The sequence below is a fragment of the Roseicyclus marinus genome (genome assembly GCF_036322625.1).
GTDB classification, from domain to species: domain Bacteria; phylum Pseudomonadota; class Alphaproteobacteria; order Rhodobacterales; family Rhodobacteraceae; genus Roseicyclus; species Roseicyclus marinus_A.
This window is the reverse complement of record NZ_AP027266.1, coordinates 2,193,134-2,209,766: the sequence shown is the minus strand read 5'-3', so window position 1 is coordinate 2,209,766 and position 16,633 is coordinate 2,193,134. Positions and strand designations below refer to the sequence as shown.

Genomic DNA, 16,633 nt, shown 5'->3' with positions numbered 1-16,633 from the left:
CGACACGCAGACGCGTGAAAGTTCAACCGGAGGAGGAGACCACCCCATGAAGACCCTGGCAGCCGCAGCGCTCGGCGCGCTTTTGACGACGACCGCGGCGTTCGCGCAAGACACGTTCCCGACCGGACCTGTCACGATCATCGTGCCCTATGGCACCGGCGGGTCCACCGACCTGACCGCGCGGTCCATCGCCATCGAGCTGGAACAGATCTGGGGCCAGCCCGTGGTGGTGGAAAACCGCTCCGGTGCGGGTTCCATGATCGGCACCACGGCGATGACGCAGGCCGAACCCGATGGCCATACGCTGCTGATCAACACCGCCGCGATCACGACCGCCCCCGCCATCCAGGCCGAACTGCAATACGACCCGATCGAGGATGTGACCCCCATCTCGCTCCTGATCACCAGCCCCTATGTCCTGGTCGGCGGGGCCAATGTGCAGTCCAATGACCTGACCGGCTTTCTGGCCGAGGCGCAGGAACGCCCGATGTTCCTTGGCACCGCCGGTCCCGGCAGCTCCAGCCACTTCATGTCCGAATTGCTGATCCAGGCCGCCGATCTGCCCGCCGAGGTGATCCATTTCTCCGGCGGCGGCGAGGCGCAGACCAACATGATGGGCGGCCACAGCGACACCTACATTTCGACCACGGCCAGCGTCATGCCCTATGTGAACGACGGCCGCGTCAAGGCCCTGGCGGTCCTCGCGCCCGAACGCTTCTCGCTGCTGCCCGACATCCAGTCGAGCGGCGAAGCCGGGATCGAGGGTGTGGAACTGCAAGGCTGGGTCGCGCTCTTTGGCCCCGGCGGCATGGATCCCGCGCTGGCCGACCGCATCAACGCCGATTTCGCCACCGCCATGGCGACGGACTCGATGCAGGCGCTCCTGACGGACAATTACGCGCTGGCCGGTGACTTGTCGCCGACCGAATTCCGCGAGGTCTACCTGCGCGACCTGCAGATCTGGGCCGATCTGGCCGAGGCGCGCGGCATCGGCCAGTAACCCCCAGCCGGAAAGACGAGGAAGGGGCCGGTCCTTGCGGGGGCCGGCCCTTTCACGTCGTGGACAGCAGCCGGCGCGGCGCTCCGTCCAGCCAACCGTCAAGGTTTTCGACCGTCTGCCGGTAGAAGCTTTCGAATGTTTCCTGCACCGCATAGCCAAGGTGCGGGGTCAACAATGTGCGGGGCGTGGTCCGGATCGGCGCGTCCGAAGGCAGGGGTTCGCGGTCATAGACATCGATGCCCGCCCCCGCGATCCGCCCGTCCTGCAAGGCTTGGCGCAGCGCGGCCTCGTCCACCAGCGGTCCGCGCGCCGTGTTGATCAGCAGGGCGTGGGGTTGCATCCGCGCGATATCGGCGGCCCCCACGATGCCGCGCGTGCTTGGCCCCAGCACCAGGTGAAGCGACACGATGTCGGCCGTTGCGAACAGCGTCGCCTTGTCGGCATGGGTCGCGCCACCGGCCTCGGCGCGCTCGGGCGTCAGGTTCGGGCTCCAGGCGATGACTTCCATCCCGAAGGCGCGCGCAACCATCGCCATCCGCGAGCCAAGCTTGCCCAGGCCGACCAGACCCAGTGTCCGGCCATAAAGTGCATGGCCGAGCCGCGTCTGCCAGCCGCCCGCGCGCATCGCCGCCGATTCCTCGGGGATATGGCGTGCAAGGCCCAGGATCAGACCCCAGGCCAGTTCCACCGTGGCATAGACGCCATTGCCGCTGCCATCCGTCGTCATCACCGGGATGCCCAGTTCGGCGGCGGTCGCGCTGTCGAGCGTGCGGTTCTGCCGACCGGTCGCCGCGATCGCCTTGAGGTTCGGCAGCGCGCGCAGCACGTCGCCGGGAAAGTCGGTGCGCTCGCGCAGCAGGCAGATCGCATCATAGGGGGCCAAGGTGGCCACCAGCGCCTCGGGGGCGATGGCCTTGGTCAGAAATGTCACCTCGGCCCGATCGGCAAGACGGTCCCAATCGGCCAGCCGATGGGCGACCCCCATGTAATCGTCCAGCACGGCGATGCGGGCCTTGCGCCCGACGGGTAGGGGGCGATGGGGGGTCATGTCGGTTTCTCCCTGTCGTTTCGACGGTTTTCCCAACGCAGGATCATCCGGACGATCCACGGAATGTTGGGGATGAAGATGAAGATCCGCACCAGATGGAACGTCGTGATCAGCACGACATTCTGCGCGAGAAATTTCGCGGTCAGCGCCATTTCCACGACACCGCCGGGGGCCGCGCCCAGAACCAGCACCTGCCAGTTGACGCCCGCGAGCGCGGCGATCCCCACCGCACAGGCCGAACACAGCGCCAAGAGCACCAGCGACGAGGCAAGGCTTGTCACCGTCTGCGCCAGGGCCGTGGTCAGGAAATCGCGCCGGAAGGTCGCGCCAAGCCATGTGCCCAGCACCACCTGCGCCAGCGCAAGCACCAGCGGCGGAAAGGGCGCGGGCGCGTGACCGGTGGCCGCGATGCCTGCCGCGACGGCCAAAGGCCCCAGGAAATTGGGATTGGCGATCCGCAGCCGCTTGAACCCCCAGGCGCCCACCACCCCCATCAGGACCAACAGCGCCATGCCCAAAGGGTCCGGTGCCGCAAGCGTGATGACCGGGCGCTGGCCCGCGGGCCAGCCCTCGACGGCATAAAGCGCAAAGGGCACCGTGATCACCACAAGCGCCAGCCGCAGGGTTTGCGACAAGATCACCGGCGTCACCGGCATGCCCGCGTCCTGTGCCATGTTGGCGGCTTCGACCGGGCTTGTCGGGACCGTGGACAGGAAAGCTTGCGAAAACTTCTGGCCGGTCAGGCGCATCAGGGCATAGGACACGATCACGACGCAGACGCCGGTCGTCAGCGCCATGCCGACCATCACCGGGGCCAGCTCGGCCAGCATCTGGAACGCATCGGGCGAAAAGGCCAGGCCCACCTGTGTCGCCACCACGATCTGCGCCCCGGGCCGGATCGTGGCCGGGACCGTGATGGCGGGGGCGAGCGTCATGAAGACGATGGCCGTCACGATCAGCGGCCCGATCATCCACGGCAAGGGCGCGCCAAGCCGGTCGAAAAGCCACCCGGCCAGCGCCGATAGCGTCAGCAGGGCCAAAAGGCCCGGCACCGACCGCCCGCCCCGCGGTGCAGGCGCGTCCGCCCGCGCCCTTTGCATGCCATCCGTCATTCCAAGTCTCGCTCGCGTCGACGCAGGGTTGGCTTGACGCTGATCCGGCGCGAAGTCTAGCCTGACCTGAACTTAAGATGACCGCCAAGAAATTGCGGAAGGATAACCTCAGATCATGCAACGCCGCCGCATCAACCTGCCGCTCAACCCGCTGCGGTCCTTTGCCGTCGCCTCGCGCCACAAGACCTTCACCGCGGCGGCCCGCGAACTGGGCGTCAGCCAGGTCGCGATCAGCAGGCAGATCGCGATCCTCGAGGATTTTCTGGACGTAAGCCTCTTCGAACGCGGTGTGCGGTCGGCCAAGCTGACGGATGTGGGCCGCGCCTTCGGTCAGGAAATATCGGGTCTCTTCGATGATCTCGAACGGGCGACCGAACGCATGATCAGCCACGAAACCGAGGGAACGGTGAACCTGCGCATCCACCCCACGGTCGCGCATTACTGGCTGATGCCCAAGCTGATGGATTTCACCCGCAAGCATCCCGATATCCGCGTGCGCTTCGACACCCGTGTGGAACCGCTCGATTTTCGCGGCACCCATCTGGATGTGGCCTTGCAACTGGGGCGCGATGATTGGCGCGACGCGCGCAGCCGCAAGCTCTGGGACGAGGAAGTCGACGTGGTCTGCAGCCGCGACTACCTGATGTCCATCGGGGGCCTGTCACAGCCGGCCGATGTCGTGCGGGGCGATCTCTTGCATTCGCATTACCGCCGCCGGGCTTGGGAATACTGGGCGCGCGACGTGGGCCTTGACCTCGATACGAACCGGGGCACGGATTTCGAGACATCGCTCCTGACCTATTCGGCCGCACAGCAGGGCTTTGGGCTGGCCATCGGTCAGTTGGGTCTGCTCGACGATGTGATCGCGGAGGGCAAATTGGTGCGTCCGCTCGACATGCGTCTGCCGACCGGGGCGGGGTTCTACGTGATCTGGCCCACGACCGTCTCGGTCGGGGTCAAGACCAAGCGCTTCATCGACTGGCTTCTCGACCAGGTGGGCCAGCCGCGCGAATTCTTCCGCTCGGGCAGTGCCGACAAGACCTGAGGCCGGATCAGACCGGCGCTTTGCCGAGCCTGACCTAAGCTCAGGTCTAAGGGGCGTTTGCCCCTGATAAACTGACCTCAGATTGGTTAGGGAAGGGCAGGGCATGGCCGAGCGCCTCAAGGGCAAGATCGCCATCGTGACGGGCGCGGGGCAGCAACCGGGCGCCACACCCGGCAATGGACGCGCGACCGCGATCCGCTTTGCCGAGGAAGGCGCGACCTGCGTTCTGGTCGACATCAATCGCGACTGGGCCGAGGATACGCGCGCCCTGATCGGTGGCGATGCGCTGGTGGTTCAGGCCGACGTGACGGACGAGACCGCCTGTCAGGCGGTCATCGCGCAGACACTGGACCGCTTCGGGCGGATCGATGTGCTGCACAACAACGTGGGCCTTTCCAAGGGCGACCGCGCCACCCCCGATCTCGATGCCGATGTCTGGGACCGGATCATGACGCTCAACCTCAAGAGCATGTTCATGCTGGTCAAGGCGGCGCTGCCGTCGATGCGCGCCCGCCGCGCGGGGTCGATCATCAACATCTCCTCCACCGCGTCGCTGTCCTTGCGCCCGACCGTGACCTACAAGACGTCCAAAGGCGCGGTGAATACCTTCACCCAGCATGTCGCGGGCGAGAATGCGCGCTTCGGCATCCGGGCCAATGCGATCCTGCCGGGGTTGATCGACACGCCGATGGCGATCGAACGGCGCGCGCAGGAACAGGGGCGCTCCCGGGACGAGATCCGCGCAGAACGCGACGCGCTGGTGCCCATGGGCTTCATGGGCGAGGCCTGGGATGTGGCCAATGCGGCCGTCTTCCTCGCCTCGGACGAGGCCAGGTATGTCACCGGCGTGCTCTTGCCCGTCGATGGCGGCCTCGTGCTGAAGCGGGGCTAGGGGCATGGACGGCAACCCCCTGATCCTCCTGGCGCAGGCGGCAGAGGCATGGCGCCACCGCGACATCGCGCCCGCGCTGCGCCACGACACGCGCCGCGCGGTGCTCGACTGGTTCGCCTCCATGCTGCCGGGCTGTATCGAGGGGCCCGCCGTGACCCTCGCCCATGCCCTGGCCGCCGACCGTGGGTCGGGATCCGCCGTCGCCTATACCGGCGGCCCGACCGGATCGGCGCGCTTTGCTGCGCTGATCAACGGCACGGCCAGCCACACGGTCGAGTTCGACGACATCTACCGCGACGGCGGCTACCACGCGGGCAGCCCGACGATCTCGGCGGCGCTGGCCGTGGCCCAGGCCGAAGGCGTCGATGCCGACGCATTCCACCGCGCCGTCATCGGCGGCTACGAGGTCGGCTGCCGGATCGCCATGGCCTTGCAGCCCAGCCATTACCGCGACTGGCACATCACGGCCACGGTGGGCACGATGGGGGCGGCGGTCTCGACCGCGATGCTCAAGGGCTGCGACGCGACAGGCATCGGACATGCCATCGCCATCGCTTCGAGCTTTGCGGGCGGGCATCAGGAAAACCTCCAGGGCCAGGGCCTGACCAAGCCGCTGCATTGCGGTCATGCGGCAGAGGCGGGCGTGCTGGCGGGACTTGCGGCAGCGGCGGGCATAACCGGCTCGCCCGACAGCCTGCATGCCCCGCACGGTTATGCGGCGGCCACCAGCGACGGCACCGGCGATTGGAACAGGGCCTTGGCGGGACTGGGCGACTGGACCCCGATCTCGCGCATGACCTACAAGAACCATGGCTGCTGCGGGCATATCTTTCCCACCCTCGACGGGTTGCGTGCGCTGCAGGCGCAGGTCGACTTCGCCCCCGAGGATGTCGCGCAGGTCGAGGTGGCGGGCTATGGCCCGACCAAGTCGATCTGCGACCGGATGGAGGTCAACAGCGCACGCGACGCCCGCTTCAGCGTGCAATATTGCACGGCGGCGCTTCTCCACATGGGCGGTGTGCGGTTGGCGGCTTTCGCCCCCGAGGCTCTGGCGCGCGCCGATCTGCGCGCCTTCATGCCGCGCGTGCGCGTGACCGAAGATCCCGCCATTGCCGCCGCCTATCCCGGGCGGCGTCAGGCGCGGCTGCAGGTGACGCTGACCGACGGGACGGTGCTCGATCATTTCCAACCGACCCGCAAGGGCGACCCCGACGATCCGCTGAGCGATGCGGAGCTTTTCGCGAAATACGATGAATTGGCCCTGGGCGTGCTGGCGGCGGATGATGCCCGCCGTCTCAAGGATACTGTCATGTCCTCGGGCGATCTGCCGGGGGCCGTGCCGCTGACCGGACGCCGCCCGGCCACGGCCTGAGATGCATCAACACAGGATCAAGACACGATGACCGACCAGACACCCCATGGCACCCCGTCCTTCGCCCATGTCGAGATCGAAATGCGGGGGAGTGCCGCGATCATCAGGCTGAACCGGCCCGAAGTGCGCAACGCGATCAACGACCAGATGCGGCAGGAATTGATCGCCGCCTTCGACTGGGCCGATCGGACAGCCGATGTCCGCGCCGTGATCCTCACCGGATCGGGCAAGGGATTTTGTTCCGGCGGCGATATCGGCGGCATGCGCGCCCGCCTCGATGCCCCACAGGACGAAGTGGCCTTCAACGGCTGGACCCGCCAGAAACAGACCCATCGCGGCATCTCCGTCATCCATGGATGCAGCAAGCCGGTGATCGCGGCGCTCAACGGGGCGGCCTTCGGTCTGGGTCTCGACATGGCGATGGCCTGCGATTTCATCGTGGCCTCCCAGGGCGCCAAGATGTCGATGAGCTTTCTCAAGCGCGGCCTCGTCTCGGATGGGGGCGGCATGTATTTCCTGCCCCGTCGCGTCGGGCTGTCACGGGCCAAGGAATTGATCCTGACGGGCCGCGTCGTCGAAACCGACGAGGCGCTGGCGATCGGTCTTGTCGACCGGGTCGTGGCTCCCGATGCGCTTCTGCCCGCTTGCGTCGCATGGGCGGCCGACCTCACCCAAGGCACACCCGCCGCCGTGGCCCTGACCAAGGCGATCCTCGACAAGAGCTTCGAAAGCTCGGACGAAGAAGTGTTTGCCCTGGGCCGCCAGGCGCAGGCGATCTGCTACACGACCAAGGGCCACCGCGACGCGGTCGAGGCATTCCTCGAAAAGGCCGGCCCCTCCACCTGAACAGGGGCGGTTCCTGCCGCCCGCAATAACCGGACCGCCCGCACCCCCGCCAAATGCCCGGGGCGCATGCCCCCCGCAGACCCGCTCTCCCCGGCTCCGGCACGTCAGCGCCCGAGGTCATCATGTAGGGCGCGCCCGCGATGCACCCCGCACAGGCCGATCTGCCCCGCCGCTTTCCCGGTCGGGTCGTGCACCGCCAATACATGATCGCAGCGATACCCAAGCCCGCCTCCGCGCATCAGCCTTGATGCTGGGGGGAGTCATGCCCCGGCGTTTCGGCGCAGCCGTCCCGAGCGGAGGTCGCCGCGTTGGGGGGCGTGCTGCTCCCTGTCGCTTGCAGCTCTTCGCCCTCACCCCCCAAACCAATCCGGCTCCGCATTCCCGCCGCAAAGCACCACGCAGACCCGTTCCCCCCGCTCCGGCACGTAAGCGCCCGAGGTGAGCGCCGCCAGCGCCACGGCCGCGCCCGGCTCTCCGATCAGGCGCGTGCCCTCCCACAGGCGGCGGGCGGCGTCGAAAACGGCGGCATCCTCCACCAGGACCGCCTGGTCGACGAAATCGCGGATCACCGCGTAGGACATCACGCCCAGCCGTGGCCCACCCAGCGAACTGGCCGCAATGCCCGATGGGCTCGCGCTGAACTCGGGTCCCTCGCGCAGCGAGCGTTCGAGCGTGTTGGTGTCATGGGTTTCGACCGACACGACCTTGACCCGGTCGCGCATCCATGCGGCCACGCCGCCGATCAATCCGCCCCCGCCGGTTGCGACCAGGATCGTGTCGATCCCGCCCATCTGCGCCTCGATCTCGCGCGCGATGGTGCCCTGGCCCGCCAGCGTCGGAAATGTGTCATAGGGATGGACCGACAGCGCCCCCGTGGTCTCCGCATGGGCGGCATAGGCGGCCATGCAATCGGCGACCGCGCCCTCGGTCAGGATGACCTCGCCCCCGAACATCCGCATCCGGCGCAGCTTTTCCTCCTTGGCGATGGCTTTCGGGACAAAGATCAGGGATCGGTGCCCCAATTCCGTCGCCGCATAGGCGACCGCCGCGCCATGGTTCCCGCCCGAGGCCGCGACCACGCCCGCCGCGGGCACATCGGCGGCCAGCATCGTGTTGAACGCGCCCCGCACCTTGAAGGATCCGGTGACCTGCGTCTGTTCCAGTTTCAGCGTGACGGGGCAGGGCAGGCCAAGCGCTGCCCCCTCCACCGTCAGGATGGGCGTCTGGCGCACGCGGCCCGCGATCCGGGCGGCGGCGGCTGTGATGTCGTCTGGCGTGGGATATGTCATGATGGCGCGACGATGGACCGAGCCCCGGTCGCGGTCAACCGCGCCTCATCACGGGCGCGCAGACCGAACAGCCGCTTCAGCGCAGGTGCGCGCACCAATCGGGCCTGCGCCCGCCGTCATAAGGCAGCGCCAGCCCCTCCGCGATCAGCCGCTGGCCCACGTCGCGCCCATCGACCGACAGCTGCACCAGACGCCGCTCGTAGCGGTCCCACCGGCCCAGCCGCGCCTCGAGCGCGCGCGCATCCGCGACCAGCGCCCTCAGCCGCCGCGTCGCCGCCTGCCCATGGACTGCCTCCGCCGCACAGCGGGGGTTGTGGGTCTCGGGCGTGTCATAGCCCGTCAGCCGCGCGCGGAAGCGTCCTTCGCCCAGGCAGTCCAGATCGACGGTGTCGCCATCGACCACCCGGACGACGACGCATGGGGGCGTATCGCTGCTCGCCATGGCCGGGGACATTGGCAGCGACAGCCCGCCGAACCCGAGGATCAGCACCAGCAGGACGATAGGTGAAAAAATCCTTTTCATGCCCGCTACATGGGCACGAAGTCTTAACCTGTCGAGCGAAAAATTAACCTTTGGTTAACGGTTTGGGCACGGTTTGTCCCGTGCCACCCCCGTCAGCCGAGGCTCATGCTCGCGGCACTTTCCGGCAATTCCTCGTCAAAGCAGCGCTGGTAGAATTCGGCCACCGTCTGCCGCTCCAGCTCGTCGCATTTGTTGAGGAAGGACAGCCGGAACGCATAGCCCACATCCCGGAAGATCTCGGCATTCTGCGCCCAGGTGATGACCGTGCGCGGCGACATGACGGTCGACAGCTCGCCATTCATGAAGGCCGTGCGCGTCAGATCGGCGACCGTCACCATCTGGCCCACGGTCTTGCGCCCTTTTTCCGTGTTGTAATGCGGGTTCTTGGCCAGAACGATCGCGGCCTCGGCATCATGGCGCAGGTAGTTCAGCGTGGCCACCAGCGACCAACGGTCCATCTGCGCCTGGTTGATCTGCTGCACCCCGTGGTAAAGGCCCGTCGTATCGCCAAGGCCCACGGTGTTGGCCGTTGCAAACAAACGGAAATACTTGTGCGGCGTGATGATCTCGTTCTGGTCGAGAAGCGTCAGCTTGCCATCATGTTCCAGAACCCGCTGGATCACGAACATCACGTCGGCGCGGCCCGCGTCGTATTCGTCGAAGACGATGGCGACGGGGTTGCGCAGCGCCCAGGGCAGGATGCCTTCGTGGAATTCGGTGACCTGCTTGCCGTCGCGCAGCTTGATCGCATCCTTGCCGATCAGGTCGATCCGGCTGATGTGGCTGTCGAGGTTCACGCGCACGGCGGGCCAGTTCAGGCGGGCCGCGACCTGTTCGATATGGGTCGACTTGCCGGTCCCGTGATAGCCCTGGATCATGACGCGGCGGTTGTAGCCAAAGCCTGCAAGGATCGCCATCGTGGTGTCGGGATCGAACTTGTAGGTGCTGTCGAGCTCCGGCACGCGGTCGGTGCGGTCGGCAAAGCCCTTGACCTTCATGTCGGTGTCGATGCCGAACACCTCGCGGACCGAGATTTCCTCGGTCGGTTTCGCGTCCATGCTCAAGCTGCCGTCTGCCATGAAGTCCTCGGGATTTGCTGGGATGTGGGCGTTGTCTCGGGGATGCAACATATCGCCGGGGGCCGCAAGGGGAAGGGGCAAAAACCGGGCTGGCCAAGCTTGGGGGGCACACGCTATCACCGAGCCATGGAATGCGCAGCCTGCGGCCATGTCTGACCGCGATCATCTCGAAACGCTTCTGGCCCGTATCTCCTTGCGCGACACGGCGGCCTTTTCCGAGCTCTATCGCGCCACATCCGCGAAACTCTTTGGCATCTGCCTGCGTGTCTTGGTGGACCGGGCCAAGGCCGAAGAGGCGTTGCAGGAGGTATATGTCAAGATCTGGAACCGCGCCGACCGCTACCGGGTGACCGGCCACAGCCCGATGACCTGGCTGATCACCGTGGCGCGCAACCATGCCATCGACCGGCTGCGCGCAGAGGGTCCGCCGACCGCCGATCTGGACGCCGTGGCCCCCATGGCCGCGCCCGGCCCCACGCCCGAGCAAAGCGCCATCGCGGCGGGCGAGGCGCGCCGGATCGCGGCCTGTCTTGACGAATTGCCCGCCGACCGCGCCGATGCGGTCCGGGGTGCCTATCTCGAAGGCCAGTCCTACAAGGATCTGGCCGAGCTGCACGGTGTGCCGCTCAACACGATGAAGACATGGCTGCGCCGCAGCCTCTTGAGCCTGAAGGAGTGCCTGTCGCGATGACCGGGCGGCCCGAAGACCAGATGCCCGAGGACGAGGCCCTTGCCGCGGAATACGCGCTTGGGCTGCTCGACGGGGCCGAGCGCGCGGCCTTCGAGGCGCGTCTCGCGCGCGATCCGGCGCTTGCCCGCGCGGTCGCGGCTTGGCAGGCGCATTTCGCCACCATGGCCGAGGCAGAGGTCGCGCCCGTGGCCCCGCCGCCGGGGCTGGAAGCGGCCGTGATGGCCCGGATTTTGCCCGCAAACGCCCCTGTGCCCCTGTGGGACCGGGTGGCCTTCTGGCGCGGGGTGAGTGCCCTGAGCGGTGCAATCGCCGCCGTGGCCGTGGGATTTGCCGTCCTGCCCGTGATCGAGCGACCCGATACGCCGCCAACCGACGCGGGCGCGGAGGAGGCAGCGGGCATCCCGCCCGGCACGATCCTGATGACGCATATCCTGCCGCTGGACGGATCGGGTCTGGGGCTGGCCGTGACGCGAGAGCCGAATGGCGCGCTGCAATTGCTCCGCGTCGCGGGCGGCCCGACCCAAGACCGCGCGCAAGAGGTCTGGCTGGTGCTGGACGAGGCCACGCCGCCGATTTCCCTTGGCCTTCTGGGCGAGGCGCCGCTGACCACGCTGATGCCCCCGCCCGAGGTTTCGGGGCTGTTCGGAGCAGGCGCGGCGCTTGCCATCTCGGACGAGCCCCCCGGCGGATCGCCGACGGGGCAACCCACGGGCGCGATCCTTGCGCTGGGGCGGCTGGTTGCGCTCTGAGGCACCGGGTCACGCAAGCGTGAACGCCCAAGGTTCGATCCGTCTGAAACCCATTGCCGCTTCTCTTCGTGGTTTGGTCATCGCCACCCCCGATCCCGGGCGGTGGCCGACGACCAACAGATGGAGAGACGACATGACCAAGACGACACTTGCAGCCACCCTGACCGCCACGTTGATCGCAGGCGCGGCCTTTGCCCAGACCGTGCCCATGGTCGGGGGCGCCCCGATGTTCCCCGAGCGCAACATCGTCGAAAACGCCGTGAATTCGGCAGATCACACCACGCTTGTCGCCGCCGTTCAGGCCGCGGGACTTGTCGAGACGCTGCAAAGCGCGGGGCCCTTCACCGTCTTTGCGCCGGTCAACGATGCCTTTGCCGCCCTGCCGCAGGATCAGGTCGCAGCGCTTCTCGAGCCGCGCAACCGCGACCGGCTGGTCGAGATCCTGACCTGCCATGTCGTGGGGGCCGAGGCATTTTCGACCGATATCGTCGGCATGATCCGCGCATCGGGCGGTGCCCATCCGATCGAAACCGTGGGCGGCTGCACCTTTACCGCGCGCATGGTCAATGGCCGTGTGATGATCGAGGACGAACAGGGCCGGATGGCCACGGTCACGCAGGCCGATGTGGATCAATCCAACGGCGTGATCCACGTGATCGACACGGTGCTTTTGCCCGACGCGAACTGAGCTCACCCATCGCCACGGGTCGCGCCCCGGCCCGTGGCGTCAGGCCAGCCCCGTCATGTGCCAAACCCCGGGGCTGGCCGATCTCTGAGCCTGGCGGCGCGGTGCTATCCGTGCCCGCGTCAGCAGGCCTCAGTTCCAGCAGGTGACCGTCACCGTCATGTCCGCGCCCAGCCGCGCCAGCCGCTCGCGCCCCATCGCAGTGGTGCGGCTCGACAAGGTGGGCCGGAGACCGGCGGCGGCAAAGACATCCGTCAACTGGTCCGCGCGCAGGGCAAGCGTCACCTCCGCGGGCAGGGCGCGTGCCCCGTCGAGCCCCGGAAGAACCATCCCCAAGACCGATCCGGTCTGGTCGAAGACAGGCCCGCCCGCCTCGCTGTCCGAGGTGTCGAGCGCAAGCCGCTGGATCGTCGTTTCCCCCGCGATCCCCTGAAGATCGGCGAGCGTGCCGAACACCATCGACGCCGTTCCCAGCGCCCCGTCAAAGGGGAAGCCCGCAGCCGCCACCTCGTCGCGCGGCCGTCCCGGTGCTGCGGCGATCTCGGCAAAGGCGATGGGGGCAAGGCGCTGACGCGGCCGCAGCACGGCCAGCCCAAGCGCATCGTCGCGATAGACGATGTCGGCCTCGTAGGCGTCATCGATCAGAACCTGCGTGCATTGCGCGGGGATGGCATCGGTCGTGGTCAGGACGCTGCCCTGCGCATCCACGTAAAAGCCCGAGCGCACGCGAATGGGCCTGCGCACCTCCAGCCCCGATACGGTGTCGATATCGGCTTCCTGCCCCTCGGGGATCGCGCCGGGATCGAGCACGCCGTCCAGCGCGGTGAAGCTTTGCTGCATCATCGGCAGGACGCGGGCGATTTCGGCATCGCGTTCGGGCGGCCAGACCAGCGTGAACCCCTTGACCGCGCCACCCGTGAGCCGTGCCTCGGTATGGCTGCGCAACGTGTCGGATTGCCCGGTCAGCAGGAAGCGGTCGCCCTGGCGCTGGCGTTCCCCCTCGAGCGGCACGATCTCGAGCGTCTGCATGATCTCGTAAAGACCAAACAGCGTGCTGCGGTCGCCCGGCTGGCTTATCAACAGGACCTGAACGCCGCTGTCGTCCACGGGCGCAAAGCGGGCGAAGGGGAAATTGTAATCCTGGAACCGCACCATCGCGAGCGGCAGGTCGATCTGGATGCCGGCCCGGTCGTCGCGCACGGGTTCCATCCCCAGCGCGGCAAGCTCGCTGCCATATTCGTCGAGCAGCTGCGCGCGTTGACGCGTCGTCAGGACGCCCGTCGGCTCGAAGCCGCGCGCGCTCTGCCAGTTCGACATCGCGTTGCGGGTGCCGGGACCAAAGGCCCCGTCGATGGTGGAATTGTAAAAGCCGAACCATTGCAGTGCGATCTGCAACGCGTCGCGGCCCGCGCGGTCAAGCTGCGCCTCGCTCTGGCGGGCTTGTTGCAGCGTCTCCTCGGGTTCCGGGATGACGGGCGGGGCTATCGTGGCATCCGTGGCGCCTGTGGCCGGAAGAACGCTCTGTTCGATGCTCGGCGCGCTGGCGCCTGTCTGCGGCGCGGCCCCCGGCCCGGTGGCCAAGGCATCGACGCCCACGGGATAGACCTGCGTGACATAGGGTTGGCCGGTCACGACGAAACTGTCGCGCGGCACCGCCCCTTGCGCCAGAAGCTGGCGCAACAGGGCCTCCGCATCCTGCGGCGTGTAGGGGCCAAGCGCCACGGCATAAAGCCCGGTGGTGGCCCTGAAGGCATTCACGTTTGGCACCTGCTGGGCATAGGCGCGCGCGCGGGCCTCGGCCTCGGTCAGGGCCGCGTGGCTTTCGATCTGGATGAAGACGCCTTGCTGGGCGCGCGCCGCCTGCGGGGCCAACAGGGCCGCGAAAAGGGTCGCGGCCAACATCAGCGCCAGAAGTCGACGAATTCCGTTCAGTTGCATCTTGCTCAAATTCCCTGCGTCAATCGTTTGCCCGACAGCGCCCATGGCGCAGATACCGCCGCGTCGAAAGTTATCAAAGCCATGTCGGAATGCACCATAAAAACCCTCGACTGCAAGTCGCCCGGTGCAGGCTGCGCGTTGACCGTCACGACCTGTGACACTAGAGAGACCCGGCCTCAGGCCGCAATCCCCAGCGCAACAACGCCCAGAAAGACCGGTGCCGCCCATGTCAGACACCCCCCGGAGTTTCCAGGACATCATCCTGCGCCTGCAGGCCTATTGGGCCGCAAAGGGCTGCGCGATCCTGCAACCCTATGACATGGAAGTGGGGGCAGGCACCTTTCACCCCGCGACCACGCTGCGATCCCTGGGCACGCAGGCCTGGGCTGCGGCCTATGTCCAACCCTCGCGCCGCCCGACCGACGGGCGCTACGGGGAAAACCCCAACCGGCTGCAGCATTACTACCAGTACCAGGTCATCATCAAACCCTCGCCCCCGAACCTGCAGGAGCTGTATCTCGGCTCGCTTCAGGCCATCGGGATCGACATGGCGCTCCATGACATCCGCTTTGTCGAGGATGATTGGGAAAGCCCGACCTTGGGCGCATGGGGTCTGGGCTGGGAAGTCTGGTGCGACGGCATGGAAGTGTCGCAATTCACCTATTTCCAGCAGGTGGGCGGCCATGACTGCCACCCGGTTTCGGGCGAATTGACCTACGGGTTGGAACGGCTTGCCATGTATGTGCTGGGCATCGATCACGTGATGGACATGCCCTTCAACGACCCCGCCGCTCCCATCCCGCTGAAATACGGCGACATCTTCCGCCAGACCGAAGAGGAATATTCCCGCCACAATTTCGATGCCGCCAGCACCGAGAACCTGCTGCGCCATTTCGAGGATGCCGAGGCCGAGTGCCGCCGCCTGCTCGATGCGGGGGCGGAGGATCCCAAGACCGGCAAGCGCATCATCATGGTCCATCCGGCCTATGACCAGTGCATCAAGGCCAGCCATCTCTTCAACCTGCTCGATGCACGCGGGGTCATCTCGGTCACCGAACGGCAGGCCTATATCGGCCGCGTCCGCACGCTGGCCAAGCTCTGCGCCGATGCCTTCGTCCAGACCCGCGCAGGCGGCTGGGTGCCGGAAGAGGCCGCGCAGGCATGACGACCGCGCCGCTGGCCCATTTCGCGCGACACGACCTCTGGCCGATCGGGCCGGTGGAGGGGCTGTTTGCGGCTGGCAGCGATCTGCCCATGGCGCTTGGTGCGATCTGCTTTCGCAAGCTCAAGCGCCGCCTGATGGCGCGGGCCGAAGAAAGGTTCGATGCGCTTGCGGCGGCACTCGGGCCGGGCGACATCGCGCTCGATCTCGGGGCCAATGTCGGTGACATGACGGCCAAGCTCGCCGCGACCGGGGCAGAGGTTCATGCCTTCGAACCCGAGCCCGCGACCTTTGCCCTTCTGGCCGAGCGTTTTGCCGGGCAGGCGAATGTCCATCTGCATCAGGCCGCCGTCAGCGATCGTGACGGAACCACCACCCTGATCCTGCCCGCCTCCTTTGCCGAAAGGCCGCGCAGCGCGTCCAAGGCTGCCAGCATCGCCCATGGCCGCTATGCCGTCGCGGGCCATATCGCCCACGAGGTCGAAACCCGCGACATTCGCGCGATCCTTGCCGGCCTGACCAAGCCGCCCCGACTGATCAAGATGGATATCGAAGGGGCGGAACTGGCCGTTCTGGCAGCGATGCGCGCGGCGGGGTGTTTCCATGATGGGCTGGCGGTTTTCGTCGAAACCCATGAACGGCTCGACCCCGCCACCTATGCCGATGTGCGCGCGCTGACCCTTTGGGCCCGGACGGACGCGCCGGGCTACGTGAACCTGAACTGGGGATGAGACGATGAACGGCAAGATCATCGGCATCGCCATTCTGGGCATCACCGCCATCTTCGGGGCGGTGCAATGGTATTTCCAGACGCGCGCCTATTACGAGCCCGTCAGGCTCCAGACGCTGGAGGTGACCTTTGCCGACGGCACCTTGGAAACCCTGCGCCCCCTGACGGCAGAGGCGATCGACGCCGACACCTCGCCGCTGCGGTTCCGCGCCTGCCTGACGCTTGACCCCGAAACGGCGGCGCGTCTCGTGGCAGCGGCTCCGCCCGTGGCCGAGGCCGTGCCGCTCATCGCGCCCGATTGGTTCGGCTGTTTCGATGCCGCCGCCATCGGGGACGCGCTCGCCAGCGGTGCGGCGCAGGCCGTTCTTGCCCAGACCGAGGTGCGCCCCGGTGCCGACCGCGTCATCGCCGTCTTTCCCGATGGCCGCGCCTATGTCTGGCACCAGTGGAACGGCCGGTTGGAGGGCTAGGG

The 16,633-nt window shown here is 67.2% G+C and carries 17 protein-coding genes; 11 read left to right on the top strand and 6 right to left on the bottom strand.

The window, feature by feature from the left end; genetic code table 11:
* The first annotated feature begins 46 nt into the window (after positions 1 to 46).
* Positions 47 to 1,000 carry a Bug family tripartite tricarboxylate transporter substrate binding protein gene (locus AABA51_RS10525; RefSeq protein WP_338271770.1) on the top strand — a complete coding sequence of 318 codons (954 nt, stop codon included), beginning with the start codon at positions 47 to 49 and terminating at the stop codon, positions 998 to 1,000.
* Between the two features lie 52 nt (positions 1,001 to 1,052).
* Here the strand turns inward: AABA51_RS10525 and AABA51_RS10520 are convergent, their stop codons facing one another.
* Both AABA51_RS10520 and AABA51_RS10515 read right to left on the bottom strand, forming a co-directional pair.
* Positions 1,053 to 2,048, bottom strand: coding sequence for a D-2-hydroxyacid dehydrogenase family protein (locus tag AABA51_RS10520; protein ID WP_338271769.1), 996 nt, complete (start codon positions 2,046 to 2,048; stop codon positions 1,053 to 1,055).
* Positions 2,045 to 3,160, bottom strand: a complete 1,116-nt coding sequence (locus AABA51_RS10515; RefSeq protein WP_338271768.1) for an AbrB family transcriptional regulator — start codon at positions 3,158 to 3,160, stop codon at positions 2,045 to 2,047. The genes AABA51_RS10520 and AABA51_RS10515 overlap by 4 nt, the downstream gene beginning before the upstream one ends.
* Positions 3,161 to 3,275: 115 nt before the next feature.
* Between AABA51_RS10515 and AABA51_RS10510 the strand changes: the two genes are divergently transcribed.
* The 4 genes from AABA51_RS10510 (at position 3,276) to AABA51_RS10495 (ending at position 7,315) form a co-directional block, all read left to right on the top strand.
* A complete protein-coding gene (locus AABA51_RS10510) occupies positions 3,276 to 4,205 on the top strand; it encodes a LysR substrate-binding domain-containing protein (RefSeq protein ID WP_338271766.1) in 930 nt (309 codons plus the stop codon).
* Between the two features lie 103 nt (positions 4,206 to 4,308).
* Positions 4,309 to 5,097, top strand: coding sequence for an SDR family NAD(P)-dependent oxidoreductase (locus tag AABA51_RS10505; protein WP_338271764.1), 789 nt, complete (start codon positions 4,309 to 4,311; stop codon positions 5,095 to 5,097).
* Positions 5,098 to 5,101: 4 nt separating this feature from the next.
* Positions 5,102 to 6,469 (top strand): MmgE/PrpD family protein, encoded by a 1,368-nt coding sequence (locus AABA51_RS10500; RefSeq protein ID WP_338271762.1) that lies wholly within the window; start codon positions 5,102 to 5,104, stop codon positions 6,467 to 6,469.
* Positions 6,470 to 6,496: 27 nt separating this feature from the next.
* Entirely contained in the window at positions 6,497 to 7,315 is an 819-nt protein-coding gene (locus tag AABA51_RS10495; RefSeq protein WP_338271760.1) for an enoyl-CoA hydratase/isomerase family protein, read from the top strand.
* Positions 7,316 to 7,665: 350 nt separating this feature from the next.
* Here AABA51_RS10495 and AABA51_RS10490 read toward each other — a convergent pair whose 3' ends face one another.
* From AABA51_RS10490 to cobS, 3 genes are all read right to left on the bottom strand, one after another.
* A complete protein-coding gene (locus tag AABA51_RS10490; protein ID WP_338271758.1) occupies positions 7,666 to 8,604 on the bottom strand; it encodes a threonine/serine dehydratase in 939 nt (312 codons plus the stop codon).
* A gap of 76 nt (positions 8,605 to 8,680) precedes the next feature.
* Positions 8,681 to 9,127 (bottom strand): thermonuclease family protein, encoded by a 447-nt coding sequence (locus AABA51_RS10485; protein ID WP_338271756.1) that lies wholly within the window; start codon positions 9,125 to 9,127, stop codon positions 8,681 to 8,683.
* 92 nt (positions 9,128 to 9,219) lie between these two features.
* Entirely contained in the window at positions 9,220 to 10,206 is a 987-nt protein-coding gene (gene cobS, locus AABA51_RS10480) for a cobaltochelatase subunit CobS (RefSeq protein WP_338271755.1), read from the bottom strand.
* A 148-nt stretch (positions 10,207 to 10,354) separates the two neighbouring features.
* Here cobS and AABA51_RS10475 point away from each other — a divergent pair, with 148 nt between their 5' ends.
* The 3 genes from AABA51_RS10475 (at position 10,355) to AABA51_RS10465 (ending at position 12,334) form a co-directional block, all read left to right on the top strand.
* Entirely contained in the window at positions 10,355 to 10,897 is a 543-nt protein-coding gene (locus AABA51_RS10475) for a sigma-70 family RNA polymerase sigma factor (RefSeq protein ID WP_338271754.1), read from the top strand.
* Positions 10,894 to 11,646: an anti-sigma factor gene (locus AABA51_RS10470; RefSeq protein WP_338271752.1), complete on the top strand. Its 753-nt coding sequence runs from the start codon at positions 10,894 to 10,896 to the stop codon at positions 11,644 to 11,646. The genes AABA51_RS10475 and AABA51_RS10470 overlap by 4 nt, the downstream gene beginning before the upstream one ends.
* A 133-nt stretch (positions 11,647 to 11,779) precedes the next feature.
* The gene (locus tag AABA51_RS10465) at positions 11,780 to 12,334 is read left to right on the top strand and encodes a fasciclin domain-containing protein (RefSeq protein ID WP_338271751.1); all 555 of its coding nucleotides are present in this window, start codon (positions 11,780 to 11,782) and stop codon (positions 12,332 to 12,334) included.
* Positions 12,335 to 12,463: 129 nt separating this feature from the next.
* On the opposite strand, the gene AABA51_RS10460 is transcribed toward AABA51_RS10465, so the two are convergent.
* Entirely contained in the window at positions 12,464 to 14,269 is a 1,806-nt protein-coding gene (locus tag AABA51_RS10460; protein WP_338271750.1) for a serine protease, read from the bottom strand.
* A 226-nt stretch (positions 14,270 to 14,495) separates the two neighbouring features.
* Between AABA51_RS10460 and AABA51_RS10455 the strand changes: the two genes are divergently transcribed.
* Genes AABA51_RS10455 through AABA51_RS10445 form a run of 3 tightly spaced genes read left to right on the top strand, consistent with a single transcriptional unit; the run spans position 14,496 to position 16,631 of the window.
* Complete coding sequence (locus AABA51_RS10455) at positions 14,496 to 15,434, top strand: glycine--tRNA ligase subunit alpha (RefSeq protein ID WP_338271749.1); 939 nt, start codon at positions 14,496 to 14,498, stop codon at positions 15,432 to 15,434.
* Entirely contained in the window at positions 15,431 to 16,162 is a 732-nt protein-coding gene (locus AABA51_RS10450; RefSeq protein ID WP_338271748.1) for an FkbM family methyltransferase, read from the top strand. The genes AABA51_RS10455 and AABA51_RS10450 overlap by 4 nt, the downstream gene beginning before the upstream one ends.
* A gap of 4 nt (positions 16,163 to 16,166) precedes the next feature.
* On the top strand, positions 16,167 to 16,631 hold the full coding sequence (locus tag AABA51_RS10445; RefSeq protein ID WP_338271747.1) for a DUF6446 family protein: 465 nt from the start codon (positions 16,167 to 16,169) through the stop codon (positions 16,629 to 16,631).
* Positions 16,632 to 16,633 lie beyond the last annotated feature (2 nt).

What these genes read in the sequence shown, in the direction of transcription:
- AABA51_RS10495 (WP_338271760.1), top strand. Translation starts at nt 6,497, where the DNA reads ATGACCGACCAGACACCCCATGGCACCCCGTCCTTCGCCCATGTCGAG.
- cobS (WP_338271755.1), bottom strand. Translation starts at nt 10,206, where the DNA reads ATGGCAGACGGCAGCTTGAGCATGGACGCGAAACCGACCGAGGAAATC.
- AABA51_RS10500 (WP_338271762.1), top strand. Translation starts at nt 5,102, where the DNA reads ATGGACGGCAACCCCCTGATCCTCCTGGCGCAGGCGGCAGAGGCATGG.
- AABA51_RS10450 (WP_338271748.1), top strand. Translation starts at nt 15,431, where the DNA reads ATGACGACCGCGCCGCTGGCCCATTTCGCGCGACACGACCTCTGGCCG.
- AABA51_RS10455 (WP_338271749.1), top strand. Translation starts at nt 14,496, where the DNA reads ATGTCAGACACCCCCCGGAGTTTCCAGGACATCATCCTGCGCCTGCAG.
- AABA51_RS10470 (WP_338271752.1), top strand. Translation starts at nt 10,894, where the DNA reads ATGACCGGGCGGCCCGAAGACCAGATGCCCGAGGACGAGGCCCTTGCC.
- AABA51_RS10485 (WP_338271756.1), bottom strand. Translation starts at nt 9,127, where the DNA reads ATGAAAAGGATTTTTTCACCTATCGTCCTGCTGGTGCTGATCCTCGGG.
- AABA51_RS10490 (WP_338271758.1), bottom strand. Translation starts at nt 8,604, where the DNA reads ATGACATATCCCACGCCAGACGACATCACAGCCGCCGCCGCCCGGATC.
- AABA51_RS10510 (WP_338271766.1), top strand. Translation starts at nt 3,276, where the DNA reads ATGCAACGCCGCCGCATCAACCTGCCGCTCAACCCGCTGCGGTCCTTT.
- AABA51_RS10520 (WP_338271769.1), bottom strand. Translation starts at nt 2,048, where the DNA reads ATGACCCCCCATCGCCCCCTACCCGTCGGGCGCAAGGCCCGCATCGCC.
- AABA51_RS10515 (WP_338271768.1), bottom strand. Translation starts at nt 3,160, where the DNA reads ATGACGGATGGCATGCAAAGGGCGCGGGCGGACGCGCCTGCACCGCGG.
- AABA51_RS10475 (WP_338271754.1), top strand. Translation starts at nt 10,355, where the DNA reads ATGTCTGACCGCGATCATCTCGAAACGCTTCTGGCCCGTATCTCCTTG.
- AABA51_RS10525 (WP_338271770.1), top strand. Translation starts at nt 47, where the DNA reads ATGAAGACCCTGGCAGCCGCAGCGCTCGGCGCGCTTTTGACGACGACC.
- AABA51_RS10505 (WP_338271764.1), top strand. Translation starts at nt 4,309, where the DNA reads ATGGCCGAGCGCCTCAAGGGCAAGATCGCCATCGTGACGGGCGCGGGG.
- AABA51_RS10465 (WP_338271751.1), top strand. Translation starts at nt 11,780, where the DNA reads ATGACCAAGACGACACTTGCAGCCACCCTGACCGCCACGTTGATCGCA.
- AABA51_RS10445 (WP_338271747.1), top strand. Translation starts at nt 16,167, where the DNA reads ATGAACGGCAAGATCATCGGCATCGCCATTCTGGGCATCACCGCCATC.
- AABA51_RS10460 (WP_338271750.1), bottom strand. Translation starts at nt 14,269, where the DNA reads ATGCAACTGAACGGAATTCGTCGACTTCTGGCGCTGATGTTGGCCGCG.